A 16082-nucleotide genomic window follows, 5' to 3' on the forward strand; every position below is an offset into this window, starting at 1 on the left:
GGCTGATGGCGAGCGAGCCGTTGAGCGCCCCGTTAAGAAGGGCGCGCGTCAGCTTGATCGGCATGCGCTTGCCGCCGTCCGACGCCGGACCGCCGTTCCACCCCGTATTGACCAGCCAGCAGTCGCAATCGTGCTTGTCGATCAGGTTGCGCAGCAACGCGCCGTAGACGGACGGATGCAGCGGCATGAAGGGCGCGCCGAAACAGGTCGAAAACGTCGGCGCCGGTTCCTTGCCGAGGCCCTTTTCGGTGCCGGCAAGCCGCGAGGTGAAGCCCGACAGGAAGTGGTACATCGCCTGGCTCGGCGTCAGTTTGGCGATCGGCGGCAACACGCCGAAGGCATCGGCCGTCAGCATGATGACGTTGGAGGGCTGGCCGACGCGGCCCGTCTCCGAGGCATGCGGAATGTAGTGGATCGGATAGGCGGCGCGGGTGTTCTCGGTATAGCGGTCGTCGTCGAGATCGAGGATGCCGGTCTCGGCATCGCACACCACGTTTTCCAGCACCGTGCCGAAGCGCTCGGTGGTGGCGTAGATTTCCGGCTCGGCGTCGCGTGACAGGCGGATCACCTTGGCATAGCAGCCGCCTTCGAAGTTGAAGACGCCGTGCTCGCCCCAGCCATGCTCGTCGTCGCCCACCAGCATGCGCGAGGAATCGGCCGACAGCGTCGTCTTGCCGGTGCCCGACAGGCCGAAGAAGATGGCGACATCATCCTTGTCGCCGACATTGGCCGAGCAATGCATCGGCATCACGCTCTTGGCCGGCAACAGGAAGTTGAGGATGGAGAACACCGACTTCTTCATCTCGCCGGCGTAGGAGGTGCCGGCAATGAGAACCATGCGGCGGGTGAAATCGAGCGCGATGATGGTCGGGCTGACGCTGCCGTGCTTCTTGGGATCGGCCTTGAAGCCGGGCAGGTCGATGATGGTGAAGCTGGGCTCGAAATACTCGAGCGCATCCGATTGCGGCCGGATCAGCAGGTGCCGGATGAAGAGCGAATGCCAGGCGAACTCGGTCACCACCCGCACCGGCAGGCGATGGGTCGGATCGGCGCCGCCCCACAGATCCTGGACGAACAGCTCCTTACTCTTGGCATACTCCATCATGTCGGCGTGCAGCGCCGCGAAGTGCTCGGGCGTCAGGGCCTTGTTGTTGTCCCACCACACCTTGTCGGCGGTGAGATCGTCCTTGACCACGAACTTGTCGGTCGCCGAACGGCCGGTGTGCTGACCAGTAAGCACCACCAACGGACCGCCGCGCGCCAGAATGCCTTCCTTGCGGCCGATCGCCATCTCGTAGAGGGTCGGAGTCGACAGGTTGCGGTAAACGGCCTTGAGGTCCTTGAGGCCATGCTGCTCCAGTTGGGCACCAAATTCCGACATTCCGACCCCTCTTGCGTCGCGTTTGCCGCGCCACGCTATGTTTCGGTTTGTTTCACCGCAATGGGAGAAACTAGACGTTTATTTCTCGGATCGGATCGGCAATTCATAGGGTCGGGATTGTCGCAGGACCGCCAGATTGTTGCGCGAATGAGGCGTTCGCCCGGACGCGGGAATGCGCTAAGACCGCAGCATGAGCTTGTCCGAGACTGATTTGGAGCGTTACGCCCGCCACATCGTGCTGCGCGAGGTCGGCGGCACCGGCCAGGCCAGAATCGGCGCCGCCAAAGTGCTGGTGATCGGGGCGGGCGGCCTGGGCAGCCCGGTGATCCTTTATCTCGCCGCGGCTGGGGTTGGCACCATCGGGATCGTCGATTTCGACGCCGTCAGCCTGTCCAATCTGCAGCGCCAGATCGCCCACCGCACCGCCGACATCGGCCGGATGAAGACCGATTCCGCCCGCGACAACGCCCTGGCGCTGAACCCGCATGTGACCATCGTTCCACATCGGGTGAAGCTGACGCCGGAAAACGCCAGCGCCTTGATTTCGGGCTACGATATCGTCGCCGACGGCTCCGACAATTTCGCCACCCGCCACCTCATTGCCGACACCTGCCATTTCGCGGGCAAGACCCTCGTCAGCGCCGCGGTGGCCGAGTTTTCCGGCCAGCTCGCCACCTTCAAGCCGGCGGGGCGGCCCTGCTACCGCTGTTTCCTGCCCGAGGCGCCGCCGATGGGCGCGGTGCGCCCGTGCACCGAAGCGGGCGTCCTGGGGGCCGCGGCCGGCGTCATGGGAACCCTGCAAGCCTTGGAAATCTTGAAAGAAATCACCGGCGCCGGGGAAACCTTGGCGGGCCGGCTGCTGATTTACGACGCCCTCGACACCCGCTTTCGCACCGTGACCTTGAACCCCGATCCCGATTGCCCGCTTTGCGGGTCATCCCCACGGATTTCCCGCGGCATTTGAACTGCCTTTTACCGGCACTTAAGCCCCCGATTGGTACGGTTCCAAACGCCCAAGGGGCCGATCATGTCGAATGTGCATTTCGAGATTTTCAAACGCCAAGGCGCCGGCAGCTGGAGTCTGGTCGAAGTCCGTGAAAAGCGCGACGAGGCCCTCAGCTATGCCAACGATCTGGTCGCCAACGGCGCCACCGGGGTCAAGGTCATTAAAGAGACCCTGAACGAGACGACTGGAGATTATTTGTCTTTGAAGATTTTTGAGCACGGCGAGGTCAAAGCCAAGGCCCGGTCGAAACACGAAGACATCCCGAGCGCGCCATGTTTCAGGCCTGACGATCTCTATTCCTATCATGCCCGCAAGACGATCGCCGTGCTGATCCCCGACTTCCTCGCCCATCACAAGGTCACGGTCACCGAACTCGGTCATCGCGCCGATTTGCTCGAACGGCTCGAAGCCACCGGCACCCTGTTGCAGCATGCCATCCAGCGCGTTGCCGTTTCCCAGGCCGCGAGCGGCGAGAACCAGCTCGCCCATATCATTCGCGGTTTGCATGATCTCACCACCCAGATTTTCCATCGCGTCTATCGCGATGCCGAAAAGGGACGTTTCGCGGCCTGCAAACCGGGCCAGTTCGTGCCGCTGGCCGCCAAGTTGATGGATGCGGGCGACGGCAAGTATCTGCTCAATGGCGCCGTCGCCAAATACCTCAAGGACGCCAAAAGCTGGGACGACAAGGTCGCCATGCTGATTGGGCTGATCGACGAGACCCGGGAGCCGACGCCGGGGGCGCAGCTCCTCCTCGCCGTCATCGATAACCTGATCTCGGAAATCCTCGGCGGCCCCGCCGGGCTCAAGGAGTTGATTGGCGCCAAGACCAGTCACGGCGAAGCCCTGATGGCATTGGTCAAACTGTTCCTCGGCCGCGAACCCGACGTGTGCGAAGGCCGCGACGGCCTGACGGCTTTGACCAAAGAGTTCGCCGCCGACACCCTGCCCAACGCACGGGTGGCGATTGCCCAGCGCATCATCGCCGAAATCCGCTCGTTCAAGCGGCTGGCACCGGAATCGCTGGAAGACGAACTGCGCACCCTGCGCCAGATCGCCAATCTCGTGGTGATGGGCATCGGCAAATACTTGAGCCACGAAGAACTGATCGCCGCCTTCGTGCTCAGGAGCCAGCGCCTCGTCACCAACGAAACCCTGGCGCCGTATCTCAACGGCGAATCCCCTGACGTCAAGCTCGACCGCATCCTGTTCGTCGAAGAGAACGTCATCGGCGCCGAGAACAAGCGCCGGTTGGCGGATTTCATCACCCCGATCGTCACCGGGCCGCAGTTCGAGGAGATGTATCAATCCTCCAAGCTGCCGCTGGTGCAGCGCCTGCAGCAGCTCGCGGCCTTGCGCGACCGCGTCATGGGTTCCAATTTCCAGGAAAACCAGAAAGCCGAGATCGCCGACACCATCGACAAGGTCGCCGCCGCGGTCGAGGCGCGCAACCGGCTGTTCGAATCGATCGACAAGCGCAACGCCGGCCCGACCGAAAAGGCCTTCACCCTGATCAAGCTGTTGGCGTCCAATTCGCTGACTGCGCCGCGGCTCGCCGGGCGGGCGCGCGACATGGTGATCGGTTATGCCGCAAGGCCCGGCTTTCTTTCCGGCTATATCGCCCAGACCAGCCCGAACGGCGCCCCGGCAGATCGTGACGCCATGGTCGCCGACCTGATGCGCCTGCTGGAACGCGCCGGCATCACACCCCAGACGGGCTTGAAGAACATCGCGGCGTAACGGACGATCAGTGTGCCGCGTCCCAGTTGGCGGCGGCGCGCGCCTCCACGGTCAACTTGACGCTCAGCGGCACCGCCGGCAGCGGCGCTCCTTCCATCACCGTGACCGCGACGCGCCGGGTTTTTTCCTCTTCGGCGGCGGCGGCTTCGAACACCAGTTCGTCATGCACCTGCAGCAGCATCTTTGCTTTCAGCCCGGCCGCGGCAAGCGCCTCCGGCATGCGGATCATGGCGCGGCGGATGATGTCGGCGGCGGTGCCCTGGATCGGCGCATTGATCGCGGCGCGTTCAGCGCCGCCGCGAAGCCCCGGCACCTTCGAGGCGATCTCGCGGATGTGAATGCGCCGGCCGAACAGGGTTTCGACATAGCCGTGCGCGCGCGCGTAGGCCTTGGTCGAATCCATGTAATCGCGGATGCCGGGGAAGCGGGCGAAGTATTTCTTGATGTAGTCGTCGGCCTCGCCGCGCCCGATGCCGAGCTGGGCCGCCAATCCGAACGAGGAAATGCCGTAGATGATGCCGAAATTGATCGCCTTGGCACGGCGGCGCACATCCGACGGCATGTCCTTCACCGGCACGCCGAAAATCTCCGACGCCGTCATGGCGTGAATGTCGAGGCCATCGGCGAACGCCTGCTTCAATTGCGGGATGGCGGCGATGTGCGCGAACAGCCTGAGCTCGATCTGGCTGTAATCGGCACTGATGAGGAGTTTGCCGGCCGGCGCCACGAATGCCTGACGGATCTTGCGCCCCTCGGGCGTGCGGATCGGGATGTTCTGCAGGTTGGGATCGGTGGACGCGAGCCGCCCGGTCGCCGCCGCCGCCATCGCGAACGAGGTATGGACGCGGTTCGTCTGCGGATTGACATGGGCCGGCAGCGCATCGGTATAGGTGCCGCGCAATTTTGCCAGCGTTCGCCAGTCGAGCACCTTCTGCGGCAACTCATGACCCTGCGCCGCCAAGTCTTCCAGGATGCTGGCATCGGTCGACCAGGCGCCGGTCTTGGTCTTCTGGCCGCCGGCAAGCTTCATCTTGTCGAACAGAATTTCGCCGAGCTGCTTGGGTGAGGCGACGTTGAATTTCTCCCCCGCCAGCGTGCCGATTTCCTCTTCCAGCTTCGCCATGTCGGTGGCGAATTCGTTCGACAGCCGGCGCAACAGGTCGCTGTCGATGGCGATGCCGGCGCGCTCCATGGCGGCGAGCACCGGCATCAGCGGCCGTTCGAGGGTCTCGTAGACGGTGCGCTTTCGCTCCGCCATCAGCCGCGGCTTGAGCAGCATCCAGAGGCGCAGCGTGACGTCGGCATCTTCCGCCGAATAACGCGTCGCTTCGGGAATGGCGACGCAATCGAAGGTGACCTTGTCCTTGCCTTTGCCGGCGACGTCGGTGAACGAAATCGGCTTGTGCGACAGGTGCAATTCCGACAGCTCGTCCATGCCGTGGCCCTGGCGGCCGGCGTCGAGCACATAGCTCATCAGCATGGTGTCGTCGAACGGCGCGATGCGGATGCCCCGCTGCAGCAGAATGACGTAATCGTATTTGAGATTCTGGCCGATCTTGAGCACCGCGTCGTCTTCGAGCAGCGCCTTCAACTGGCCGAGCAGAACGGCCTCGCGCATCTGCAGGATCGTGGGCGAGCCCATCAGATCAAGGCCACCGGAGGGAACGTGGCCGCACGGCACGTAGCAGGCTTCGCCCGGCCCTAGCGCCAGCGAGACGCCGCACAGCCGGGCCTGCATGGCATCGAGCGAGGTCGTTTCGGTATCGACCGAGACATAGCCCTGCGCCCGCGCTTTGGCGATCCAGGCATCGAGCCGTTCGGGACTGGTGACAGTCTCGTAGCGGGCATGATCGATCGGCGCCAAAATCGCGGCGCGATCGGCGACGACGCCGATACCGCCGGCCGGTTCTGTCGCCAACTGCTTGTCGCTTTCGGCGGTCAGCGCGACCTCGGCCACCAGCGCATCGGGCTCGCCGACGCCGTAATGGGCAATGGCGCGCTTCTTGAGCGTGGCGAATTCCATCGCCGTGAGGAAGGCGATCAGATCGGCCGGCACCGGCTCGCGCACCGCGAAGGTGTCGGCGGCTTCGGCCACGGCGACGAGATCATCGAGCGTGACCAGCTGGCGCGAAATGCGGGCCTTGTCGGCGTTGGTCAAAAGCGATTCGCGCCGCTTGGGCTGCTTGATCTCGCCGGCCCGGGCCAAGAGCGTGTCGAGGTCACCGAAACCGTTGATCAGCTCGGCCGCGGTCTTGATGCCGATGCCCGGAACGCCCGGCACATTGTCGGTGGAATCGCCGGCCAGCGCCTGCACGTCGACGACTTTCGACGGCGGCACGCCGAATTTCTCCATCACCTCGGCGGAGCCGATCGCCTTGTTCTTCATGCCATCGAACAATTGCACCTGGCCGTCGACGACGAGCTGCATCAGATCCTTGTCGGAGGAGACGATGGTGACCCGCGCGCCGGCTTCGCGTGCCAGACGGGCATAGGTGGCGATCAGATCGTCGGCTTCGAAACCGGCGAGTTCGACGCACGCCACTCCGAACGCCCGGGTCGCATCGCGCACCAGCGGAAACTGCGGGATCAAGTCTTCCGGCGGCGGCGGCCGATTGGCTTTGTATTCGGGATAGATGTCGTTACGGAATGTGTGCTTGCCGGCGTCGAAAATCACTGCCAGATGGGTCGGCACCTCGCCGTCCTTCATGTCCTCCAACAGCTTCCACAGCATGTTGCAGTAGCCGGAGACCGCACCGGTCGGCAGGCCGTCGGACTTGCGCGTCAATGGCGGCAAGGCGTGATAGGCGCGGAAGAGATAGCCCGAGCCGTCGATCAGATAGAGGTGGTCACCCGAATGCAGCGCGCTCAATGGGCCTCGGCCCCGTCCTTGAGCACATATTTGCGGTCGCAATAGCCGCACTCGACGAAGCCTTCGTCGCCCATTTCGAGCCAGACCTTGGGATGGCCGAGCGGGCCGCCGCCACCATCGCAGGCGACGCGGGTCTCGCTCACTTCGATCACTTCGGGGGCTTCGGTCGTCATCTTGTCGTGTCCTGGGGCGCGGGCTGAATCATAGCCAGCCGCGGGGGTTAGGCAACCCGCTTTGACGCCCGGAAAACCGGGGCTAAGGTCGGGCTATGGTCAAGTTGAATCGCATTTACACCCGCACCGGCGACGACGGCACCACCGGGCTGGGCGACGGCACACGGGTCGGCAAGGACGCCCTGCGGCTCGAAGCGATGGGCGCCGTCGACGAAGCCAATGCCGCCTTGGGCCTCGCCCGGCTCGCCGCCGATGGCGCGGTGGATGCGATGCTAGCGCGCATCCAGAACGATCTCTTCGATCTCGGCGCCGATTTGTGCGTGCCCGAAACCGAGGGCGAAAAAGGCCCGCACTTGCGCATCGTGGCGGCCCAGGTGGAGCGGCTCGAACGTGAGATCGACGCCCTCAACGAAACGCTGGCGCCGCTGACCTCGTTCGTGCTGCCGGGCGGCACGCCGCTCGCCGCCGAATTGCACCGGGCCCGCACCATCGTGCGCCGGGCCGAACGGGTGATGGTGGCGCTGGCCAAAACCGAACCGGTCGGCGCCGCGGCACTGGCCTACATCAACCGGCTGTCCGACCATCTGTTCGTGCTCAGCCGCAGCGCCAACGCGGGCACCGATGTGCTGTGGGTGCCGGGGAAGAACCGAAGCGAATAGCGAATAGCGAATAGCGAATAGCGAATAGCGAAAGAAAGGGCGCTCGGCGTTGGATTTGCGTCAAGCCACCCATTCGCACCTGGCTATTCGCTCTTTCCTTGATGTCCCGCGAGAAAAGCGATGAGGACGCCGACAAAGCCGGTCGCCATTGCCGGCACCGCCAGCACCGCCAGGACGCCGACCGCGACGACATGCGGTGTCGTCCGGTTGAGCCAGGCCACGAAGGCGTTCACCGCGCCGGCGTCGAACAGCGTCCAGATTCCCTGGAACGAGTGCCATGTGATCTGGCCCTGCTCGAGCGACGTCATCATGTCGCCGCCGAGGAAGATGAGCCCGATCGCGAGCAGGATCAGTCCGACGTAACTGAAGAATGTGCGCATGTGAAACCCCCAGCCCGAGCGTAGACCTAGCCCGCGATTGTGACGCTATTCGGCACGGGCACAAGATCGTTTCGACGGGTTAACCATCCGCGGGCCGCTATTTCTCCGGATAGGGCGTGCCGTCGCGGTGGGTGTAGCTGCCTTTCCGGCCATCCCAGACGAGATCGCAGTCGGGGTAGTAGCAGGTGTCCTTGTCGTCCGGCGTGCGGGTGCCGACTTCGAGCACGGTGGCGGGCGCCGCGCCGCGGTTGACGAGGTGATGGCCGTTGGCATCGTTCGCCTTGAACGCGGCGCTGTCGCCGGCCTTCAGGAGATGCTCGCCGGCCTCGTCGATCAGCACGACTTCGCCCGCGACGACGAAAATGAACTCGTCCTCTTCCACATGCCAATGACGCTGCGCCGACCACACGCCGGGCATCAAGGTGAGAAGATTGACGCCGAACTGGGTCAGCCCGCCGCCATCGCCGAGCTGCTGGCGCACCCGTTCCAGGCAGGGCGTGTCGTAAGGCGCGGGATAACGCGTGCCGCGGCGTTCGGGAGCGGTTGTGATCTTGGGCATGTCATCCCGCCTTTCTGCGCGATTCAATCTGCGGCAAAGAAATCGACAGTTGCGCATCCATCTTCGCCAACGCCTCGTCGATCACCCACATGTGGGAAGAATGATGTAAATCAAGCAGGCGCCGCACTGAATTTTCCGGCATCCGCAACTCGTTGGCAAGGCGCGAACGAGTCCACCCCTGTTTGCGCATGTTTTCATAAACGGCAAGTTTGGCGGTCACCAGCGACGGCAACACGACACGATCACCCCGAAATGGCGGCCGCGGGATCGGCTTTCCCGCCTTGACGTACCCTTCGAGGGCGGCGATCAGGCAATCCTGTGCGTTCTCAAACGCCTCTGCTTTGCTCTTTCCCTCGGTAAGGGCCTCAGGAATTTGCGGAAAGCGGACGAGCCACCAGCCGTTATCCTGGCGCTCCAGCTTATAGGGATAGCCAAACGCAACATTGCCCATTTACGACTCCAACTCCTGGCGTGCAATTCCAAGCTGATCGAGCATGGCCTTGAGCAGCCCCGGCCCGATTTCCTTGCGGCGATCCTTTAGCGTGGTGAAGCGGTTTCCGTAATAGAGACGGCCGTGGCTACCCTTGCCGCGCCCCGCTTCGAAGTAAGCTGTGACGCCGTTGCGACGAGCCAGTTTGCGCAGCAAGCGCTCGAATTCATGGCCATTCACACAAATATGTTCGCACAGATATGTGCGATTGTCCAGTCCCAAACACAGCCCAAAACAAAACCGCCCGCGGGGATCGGTCCCACGGGCGGTTTCGTTTGGCTTTAACCGGCAGGCTTACTCGGCCTTGGGTTCTTCCGGCTTGCCACCGTCTTCGTGATGGCCACGGCCGTGGTGATCGCGACGGCCACGACCGCCGCCACGATGCTCGCGATGGCCGCCACCGGCGCCGCCGGTTTCTTCGGCTTCGGCGCCTTCCTTCTTGAACTGGTCGGAAATGTCGGCGCCGGTCGCCTGATCGACGACCTTCATCGACAGGCGCACCTTGCCGCGATCATCGAAGCCGAGCAGCTTCACCTTGACGGTGTCGCCTTCCTTGACGATGTCGGTGGTCTTGGCGACGCGCGCCGCCGCCAGTTCCGAGATGTGGACGAGGCCGTCGCGCGGACCGAAGAAGTTCACGAAGGCGCCGAAGTCCATCACCTTGACGACCTTGCCGTCGTAGATCTCGCCGACTTCCGGCTCGGCCACGATCGAACGGATCCACTTAAGGGCGGCGCGAATCGACTCGCCGTCGGCCGACGCGATCATCACCGTGCCGTCGTCTTCGATGTTGATCTTGGCACCGGTCTTTTCGACGATTTCGCGGATCACCTTGCCGCCCGAGCCGATCACTTCGCGGATCTTGTCGGTCGGGATCTTGATGGTCTCGATGCGCGGCGCATGTTCGCCGAGTTCCGAGCGGCTGTGGTCGATCGCCTTGGCCATCTCGCCGAGGATGTGCAGGCGGCCGCCCTTGGCCTGATCGAGCGCGATGCGCATGATCTCTTCGGTGATGCCGCCGATCTTGATGTCCATCTGCAGCGAGGTGACGCCGGCTTCGGTGCCGGCAACCTTGAAGTCCATGTCGCCGAGGTGATCTTCGTCACCGAGGATGTCCGACAGGACGACATAGCGCTCGCCTTCGAGGATCAGGCCCATGGCGATGCCGGCGGTCGGCTTGGCCAGCGGAACGCCCGCATCCATCAGCGCCAGCGAGGTGCCGCACACCGTCGCCATCGACGAGGAGCCGTTGGACTCGGTGATTTCGGAGACCACGCGCAGCGTGTAGGGGAACTCTTCCTTCTTCGGCAGCATCGGGTGGATGGCGCGCCACGCCAGCTTGCCGTGACCGATTTCACGCCGGCCCGGCGACGACATGCGCCCGGTTTCGCCGACCGAATAGGGAGGGAAGTTGTAGTGCAGCATGAAGTGCTGCTTGTAGGTGCCTTCGAGGCTGTCGATGAACTGCTCGTCTTCGCCGGTGCCGAGGGTGGCAACGACGAGGGCCTGGGTTTCGCCGCGGGTGAACAGCGCCGAACCATGGGTACGCGGCAGCACGCCGACCTGCGCCACGATCGGACGCACGGTGACGAGATCGCGTCCGTCGATGCGCTTCTTGGTGTCGAGCACCATGTTGCGCATGACCTGGGCTTCAACCGCGTGCCACACCGAATTGAACTTCTGATCGTCGAGCTTGCCTTCGCCGGTAAACTCGGCGGCGGCCTTGGCCTTGATCGCGTCCTTGGTGGCGTAACGGGTCTGCTTCTCGGAGATATGGAACGCGGCCAGAAGATCGGCGGCGACGAAGGCCTTGACCTTCTCGATGATCTCCTTGGTGTCGTTGACCGGAAGATCGCGCGGCTCCTTGGCGGCCTTCTCGGCGAGACGGATGATCATCTCGAGTACCGGCTGCATCGACTTGTGGCCGAACATCACGGCGCCGAGCATCTCGGCTTCGGAAAGCTCCTGGGCTTCGGATTCCACCATCAGCACCGCGTCGTGGGTGCCGGCGACGACGAGGTCGAGCTTGGACTCGGGCGCCTTGTCGATCGGGGTGTTGAGGACGTATTCGCCGTCAATGAAGCCGACGCGGGCGCCGCCGATCGGACCCATGAAGGGAATCCCGGAAATCGTCAGCGCCGCCGAGGCGGCGACCAGGCCGAGAATGTCGGGGTCGTTCTCCATGTCATGGGAGAGCACGGTGATGATGACCTGGGTCTCGTTCTTGTAGCCGTCGGCGAACAAGGGACGGATCGGGCGGTCGATCAGGCGCGAGGTCAGGGTCTCGCGCTCGGTGGGGCGGCCCTCCCGCTTGAAGTAGCCGCCCGGAATCTTGCCGGCGGCGAAATACTTTTCCTGGTAGTTGACGGTGAGGGGGAAGAAGTCGATCCCAGGCTTCGGCGACTTCGCGCCGACGACAGTGGCGAGCACCACCGTTTCACCATAGGTCGCCAGAACGGCGCCGTCGGCCTGGCGGGCTATCCTGCCCGTCTCAAGCGTGAGCTTGCGCCCGCCCCATTCGATTTCCTCTCGCGTGATATTGAACATTTTCTACTTTCCTTCATTCCCGCGCGGCCGGATTGCCGTGCGGCATTTTCCTGTCCCGGTTTCAGCGGGCACAAGAATCAGGGGGCACGCGCCCCACAGGAGACGCGTGCGTTGGAATACACATACTGCGGATGAGACCGCGTTCAGCGACGCAGTCCGAGGCGCGCGATCAGCGACTCATAGCGCTTCACGTCGGTCGCCTTGACGTAATCGAGCAAGCGGCGGCGCTGCGACACCATCTTGATCAGGCCGCGGCGCGAATGATTGTCCTTGGCGTGGCCCTTGAAGTGCTCGGTCAGATTGGAGATGCGCTCGGAGAGCACGGCCACCTGCACTTCCGGCGACCCGGTGTCGCCCGGCGTCGTCGCATATTCTTTGATCAGTTCGGCTTTACGTTCGACAGTGATCGTCATCGATCAATAATCCTCGGTCATCCAAAGTTGAAAACACGAAACGGCCTCAGCTCCCCGGCGGCAAAGGTGGTGAGCGCAACCGGCTCGCCCTCGCCCGTGGAGCAGTAGACCGTGAGCCCTTGAAGATCGTCGCCGGAATGGCTTTCCGATATCCGCGCGAACATGTTCGGACGGATCAGGATCGGATTGCCGCTTTTCAGGCGAACCGCATCTGGCCCCGTGACCGCCAGCGCCGGGATGCCGTCCAGCGCGGTGGAAATGGGCCTCAAGTGCTCAAAAGCGGCCGGACTATGCATAAAAGCTTCCAAGGAATCCAGCCGCACGGCGTCCTGGACGTCAAAAGACCCCACCCGCGTCCGCCGCAAGGCGGAAACATGGCCGAGGCAACCCAGCGCCAGGCCCACATCGCGCACCCAAGCGCGGACGTAAGTACCTTTGCCACAATGCATTTCGAACTCGGCATGGTCCGGATCGGGGGTTCCGATCAACCGCACGTGGCGCACAAAAACGGTGCGCGCCTCCAATTCGACTACGTCGCCATCCCGGGCGATGTCATAGGCCCGTTCGCCATCCACCTTCACGGCCGAATACGCGGGCGGGGTTTGGCTGATAAGGCCCTGAAACTGCGGGATGATCGCTTCGATCTCGGCGGCGGTCGGGCGTCTGTCGGAAGTCGCCGTGACGGCTCCTTCGGTATCGTCGGAATCGCGGGCCTCGCCCCAGCGCGCGGTAAACGTGTAGATCTTCGCGGCGTCCATGGCATAGGGCACCGTCTTGGTCGCCTCGCCCAGCGCCACCGCCAACACCCCGGTCGCCATCGGATCGAGGGTGCCGGCATGGCCGGCTTTGCGGGCGTCGAAAATGCGCCGGACCTTGGCCACGACCTGGGTCGAGGTCAGGCCGATCGGCTTGTCGACGATCACCCAGCCGTGGACCGGATTACCCTTCTTCCTGCGACCCATTTTCTTCTTCTTCGTTGTCGTCGCCGGATTTGCCCAGATCCTGCTGCACGCGGTCCGACTTGAGGAGGATTTCGATCTTCTCGGCCTCGGCGAAGGATTTGTCTTCGACAAAGCGCAGGTCGGGGGTGAATTTGAGGTCGATCATGTGGCCCATCTGGCCGCGCAGGTACGCCTTGTTGTGGTTCAAGGCGGCGATGATCTTGTCGGCATTCTTGCCGCCCAACGGCTCGCAATAAACGGTGGCGTGGCGCATGTCGCCGGACGGGATCACCTGGGTGATGGTCACCGAGACGCCGGCAAGGTCGGGATCGCGGATGTCGCCGCGAAACAGGATGGTCGCCAGCGCATGGCGCAGCATTTCGCCGACGCGCAATTGGCGCTGGGTAGGACCGAGCAGGGAACGCGGACCGCGGGAGCGGGGTCGGGGCATCAGAGCCTCCAGATACGACAGCGGCACCGCACGCTTGATCGCGCGATGCCGCCGCTAGTCCTCGATTACAGGGCGCGCTGGATCGTCTCGACCTCGAAGGCTTCGATGATGTCGCCCTTGGCGATGTCCTGGTAGTTGGTGAAGGCCATGCCGCATTCCTGGCCGGTCTGCACTTCCTTCACTTCGTCCTTGAAGCGCTTCAGGGTCGACAGCTCGCCTTCGTGGATCACGACGTGATCGCGGATGAGGCGGACCTTGGCGCCGCGCCGCACCACGCCTTCGGTGACGCGGCAGCCCGCGACCTTGCCGACCTTGGTGATGGTGAACACCTCCAGGATTTCGGCATTGCCGAGGAATTTTTCGCGCGTCTCCGGCGCCAGCATGCCCGACAACGCGGCTTTGATGTCGTCGACCACGTTGTAGATGATGTTGTAGTAGCGAATTTCGACGCCGTCGCGCTTGGCCCGCTCGCGCGCCAGTTTGTCGGCGCGGACGTTGAAGCCGATGATGGCGCCGCCCGATGCGTGCGCCAGGATGACGTCGCTTTCGGTGATGCCGCCGACGCCCGACTGCAACACCTGGGCGCCGACCTCGTCGGTCCCGAGCTTGTTGAGGGCGCCTTCGATGGCTTCGGCCGAGCCCTGCACGTCGGCTTTCAGGATCAGCGGCAGCAGCTTCTTTTCGCCGACGGCACGCTGCTTGAGGAGCTGATCGAGGGTCTGGCGCGAACTCGTCGCCTGGCGGGCTTCGCGGCGCTTGCGGATGCGATACTCGGTGACTTCGCGGGCGCGGGCTTCGTTTTCGACCACGACGAAATCGTCACCGGCTTCCGGCGCCCCCGAAAGGCCGAGGATTTCCACCGGCACCGCCGGTCCGGCACTCGGCACGGTCTCGCCGCGCTCGTTCTGCAACAGGCGCACGCGGCCCCATTCGGAACCGGCCACGACGATGTCGCCGACCTTCAGCGTACCGCGCTGCACCAGCGCCGTCGCCACCGGGCCGCGGCCGCGATCGAGCTTGGCTTCGATGATGGCGCCTTCCGCGGTGCGGGCCGGATTGGCCTTGAGGTCGAGCAGTTCGGCCTGCAGCAGGATCATGTCGGCGAGCCGGTCGAGGCCGGTGCCCTTCTTGGCCGAAACTTCCACGGCAATGGTTTCGCCGCCGAGGTCTTCGACCTGGATCTCGTGCTGGAGCAGCTCGGTCTTGACCCGCATCGGATCGGCCGCGCCTTTGTCGATCTTGTTGATCGCCACGATGATCGGAACATGTGCCGCCTTGGCGTGGGCGATGGCTTCCACCGTTTGCGGCATGACGCCGTCGTCGGCGGCGACCACCAGCACGACGATGTCGGTGACCTCGGCGCCGCGGGCGCGCATCGCGGTGAACGCGGCGTGGCCGGGGGTGTCGATGAAGGTGATCTTCTGGCCGCCCTTGAGCTGCACCTGATAGGCGCCGATGTGCTGGGTGATGCCGCCCGCTTCGCCGGCAACAACGTCGGTTGAGCGCAGCGCATCGAGCAGGCTGGTCTTACCGTGGTCGACGTGACCCATGACGGTGACGACCGGCGGACGCGACACCAATTCTTCGGCCGCATCCTCGTCACCCCGGAGGCCTTCTAGAACGTCGGATTCGGCGACGCGGCGCACGGTATGACCGTATTCGGTGGCGACCAGTTCGGCGGTATCGGCGTCGATGACGTCGTTCACCGTTTGCATCATGCCGTTTTTCATCAGCACCTTGATGACGTCGACGGCCCGGCGGGCCATACGGTTGGCAAGTTCGGCCACCGTGATAGTTTCCGGAATCGTCACTTCGCGCGGACCGACCGGACCGGCGGCTTGCACCGGCTGGCCCTTGTTCATGCGCTGCAGATGGCGGCGGAACGAAGCGACCGAACGGGTCCGCTCGTCATCGCCCGACAGCGCCTTGGTGACGGTCAGCTTGCCGCGACGGCGGTCGCCATCGCCGCCTTTCTTGGCCGCCGGGACTTTCACCGGCACTTTCACGCCCGCCTTCTTGGGCGCGGATTCTTCTTCCTCTTCCGCCACCAGCTTGCGGCGCGGCGGCTCGGCCGGCTTCGGTCCGGTGGTCGGGGTTGCCGCAGCCGGGGCCGGCTTGCCAGCCGGTTGCGGCCGTCCGGCCGGGGCCCTGCCCGCCGGGGCTCTGGCCACCGGGGACTTGGTTACAGGAGCGGCCGCAGCGGCTTCGTCCCGCTTTTCCTTTTCGAGACGGCGCAGGGCTTCGTCTTCCGCCCGCTTCTTGGCGGCTTCCTCGGCTGCCTTGCGCGATTCTTCTTCCGCCTTGCGCTTGGCCGCGGCTTCACGCTCGGCCTTGAGGCGCGATTCTTCTTCCGCGCGACGCCGGGCTTCTTCTTCGGCCGCCTTGCGGGCTTCCTCCTCGGCAATGCGGGCGTCGGCCAGCGCCGCACCGCGACGGGCCTTTTCCTCTTCGGTCAGCTGACGCAGCACCACAC

The 16082-nt window shown here is 64.1% G+C and carries 15 protein-coding genes; 3 read left to right on the top strand and 12 right to left on the bottom strand.

From position 1 onward, the window contains the following. Nucleotides 1-1381, bottom strand: a 1381-nt coding sequence (locus AC1P6P_RS11975; protein ID WP_481402670.1) for a phosphoenolpyruvate carboxykinase, incomplete at its 3' end; no start/stop codon positions are given. A gap of 190 nt (nt 1382-1571) precedes the next feature. Between AC1P6P_RS11975 and AC1P6P_RS11980 the strand changes: the two genes are divergently transcribed. Together AC1P6P_RS11980 and AC1P6P_RS11985 are read left to right on the top strand one after the other, a co-directional pair. Further along, nucleotides 1572-2345 (top strand): HesA/MoeB/ThiF family protein, encoded by a 774-nt coding sequence (locus AC1P6P_RS11980; protein ID WP_481402671.1) that lies wholly within the window; start codon nt 1572-1574, stop codon nt 2343-2345. A 63-nt stretch (nt 2346-2408) separates the two neighbouring features. Further along, nucleotides 2409-4127 carry a hypothetical protein gene (locus AC1P6P_RS11985; RefSeq protein WP_481402672.1) on the top strand — a complete coding sequence of 573 codons (1719 nt, stop codon included), beginning with the start codon at nt 2409-2411 and terminating at the stop codon, nt 4125-4127. Nucleotides 4128-4134: 7 nt separating this feature from the next. Here AC1P6P_RS11985 and polA read toward each other — a convergent pair whose 3' ends face one another. Further along, nucleotides 4135-6987: a DNA polymerase I gene (gene polA / locus AC1P6P_RS11990; protein ID WP_481402684.1), complete on the bottom strand. Its 2853-nt coding sequence runs from the start codon at nt 6985-6987 to the stop codon at nt 4135-4137. A 5-nt stretch (nt 6988-6992) separates the two neighbouring features. Next, nucleotides 6993-7169, bottom strand: coding sequence for a zinc-finger domain-containing protein (locus AC1P6P_RS11995; protein WP_481402673.1), 177 nt, complete (start codon nt 7167-7169; stop codon nt 6993-6995). Between the two features lie 95 nt (nt 7170-7264). Here AC1P6P_RS11995 and AC1P6P_RS12000 point away from each other — a divergent pair, with 95 nt between their 5' ends. Continuing rightward, on the top strand, nt 7265-7828 hold the full coding sequence (locus tag AC1P6P_RS12000; protein ID WP_481402674.1) for a cob(I)yrinic acid a,c-diamide adenosyltransferase: 564 nt from the start codon (nt 7265-7267) through the stop codon (nt 7826-7828). Between the two features lie 83 nt (nt 7829-7911). Here AC1P6P_RS12000 and AC1P6P_RS12005 read toward each other — a convergent pair whose 3' ends face one another. The 9 genes from AC1P6P_RS12005 to infB form a co-directional block, all read right to left on the bottom strand. Next, complete coding sequence (locus AC1P6P_RS12005) at nt 7912-8208, bottom strand: hypothetical protein (protein WP_481402675.1); 297 nt, start codon at nt 8206-8208, stop codon at nt 7912-7914. Between the two features lie 97 nt (nt 8209-8305). Further along, a complete protein-coding gene (locus AC1P6P_RS12010; protein ID WP_481402676.1) occupies nt 8306-8767 on the bottom strand; it encodes a cupin domain-containing protein in 462 nt (153 codons plus the stop codon). 1 nt (nt 8768) lies between these two features. Continuing rightward, the gene (locus tag AC1P6P_RS12015; RefSeq protein WP_481402677.1) at nt 8769-9218 is read right to left on the bottom strand and encodes a type II toxin-antitoxin system HicB family antitoxin; all 450 of its coding nucleotides are present in this window, start codon (nt 9216-9218) and stop codon (nt 8769-8771) included. Beyond that, on the bottom strand, nt 9219-9413 hold the full coding sequence (locus tag AC1P6P_RS12020; RefSeq protein WP_481402678.1) for a type II toxin-antitoxin system HicA family toxin: 195 nt from the start codon (nt 9411-9413) through the stop codon (nt 9219-9221). It lies immediately after the preceding gene. Between the two features lie 138 nt (nt 9414-9551). Continuing rightward, nucleotides 9552-11804, bottom strand: a complete 2253-nt coding sequence (gene pnp / locus AC1P6P_RS12025) for a polyribonucleotide nucleotidyltransferase (protein WP_481402679.1) — start codon at nt 11802-11804, stop codon at nt 9552-9554. 143 nt (nt 11805-11947) lie between these two features. Further along, nucleotides 11948-12217: a 30S ribosomal protein S15 gene (gene rpsO / locus AC1P6P_RS12030; protein WP_481402680.1), complete on the bottom strand. Its 270-nt coding sequence runs from the start codon at nt 12215-12217 to the stop codon at nt 11948-11950. A 17-nt stretch (nt 12218-12234) separates the two neighbouring features. Further along, nucleotides 12235-13140, bottom strand: a complete 906-nt coding sequence (gene truB, locus AC1P6P_RS12035; protein ID WP_481402681.1) for a tRNA pseudouridine(55) synthase TruB — start codon at nt 13138-13140, stop codon at nt 12235-12237. 16 nt (nt 13141-13156) lie between these two features. Then, nucleotides 13157-13609 carry a 30S ribosome-binding factor RbfA gene (rbfA, locus tag AC1P6P_RS12040; RefSeq protein ID WP_481402682.1) on the bottom strand — a complete coding sequence of 151 codons (453 nt, stop codon included), beginning with the start codon at nt 13607-13609 and terminating at the stop codon, nt 13157-13159. Nucleotides 13610-13674: 65 nt separating this feature from the next. Next, a partial coding sequence (gene infB, locus AC1P6P_RS12045) for a translation initiation factor IF-2 (protein ID WP_481402683.1) occupies nt 13675-16082 on the bottom strand: 2408 nt, incomplete at its 5' end.

The organism is Rhizomicrobium sp., from assembly GCF_056722145.1.

What these genes read in the sequence shown, in the direction of transcription:
- AC1P6P_RS12005 (WP_481402675.1), bottom strand. Translation starts at nt 8,208, where the DNA reads ATGCGCACATTCTTCAGTTACGTCGGACTGATCCTGCTCGCGATCGGG.
- pnp (WP_481402679.1), bottom strand. Translation starts at nt 11,804, where the DNA reads ATGTTCAATATCACGCGAGAGGAAATCGAATGGGGCGGGCGCAAGCTC.
- AC1P6P_RS12015 (WP_481402677.1), bottom strand. Translation starts at nt 9,218, where the DNA reads ATGGGCAATGTTGCGTTTGGCTATCCCTATAAGCTGGAGCGCCAGGAT.
- AC1P6P_RS12000 (WP_481402674.1), top strand. Translation starts at nt 7,265, where the DNA reads ATGGTCAAGTTGAATCGCATTTACACCCGCACCGGCGACGACGGCACC.
- AC1P6P_RS12010 (WP_481402676.1), bottom strand. Translation starts at nt 8,767, where the DNA reads ATGCCCAAGATCACAACCGCTCCCGAACGCCGCGGCACGCGTTATCCC.
- AC1P6P_RS11980 (WP_481402671.1), top strand. Translation starts at nt 1,572, where the DNA reads ATGAGCTTGTCCGAGACTGATTTGGAGCGTTACGCCCGCCACATCGTG.
- AC1P6P_RS11995 (WP_481402673.1), bottom strand. Translation starts at nt 7,169, where the DNA reads ATGACGACCGAAGCCCCCGAAGTGATCGAAGTGAGCGAGACCCGCGTC.
- rpsO (WP_481402680.1), bottom strand. Translation starts at nt 12,217, where the DNA reads ATGACGATCACTGTCGAACGTAAAGCCGAACTGATCAAAGAATATGCG.
- AC1P6P_RS11985 (WP_481402672.1), top strand. Translation starts at nt 2,409, where the DNA reads ATGTCGAATGTGCATTTCGAGATTTTCAAACGCCAAGGCGCCGGCAGC.
- rbfA (WP_481402682.1), bottom strand. Translation starts at nt 13,609, where the DNA reads ATGCCCCGACCCCGCTCCCGCGGTCCGCGTTCCCTGCTCGGTCCTACC.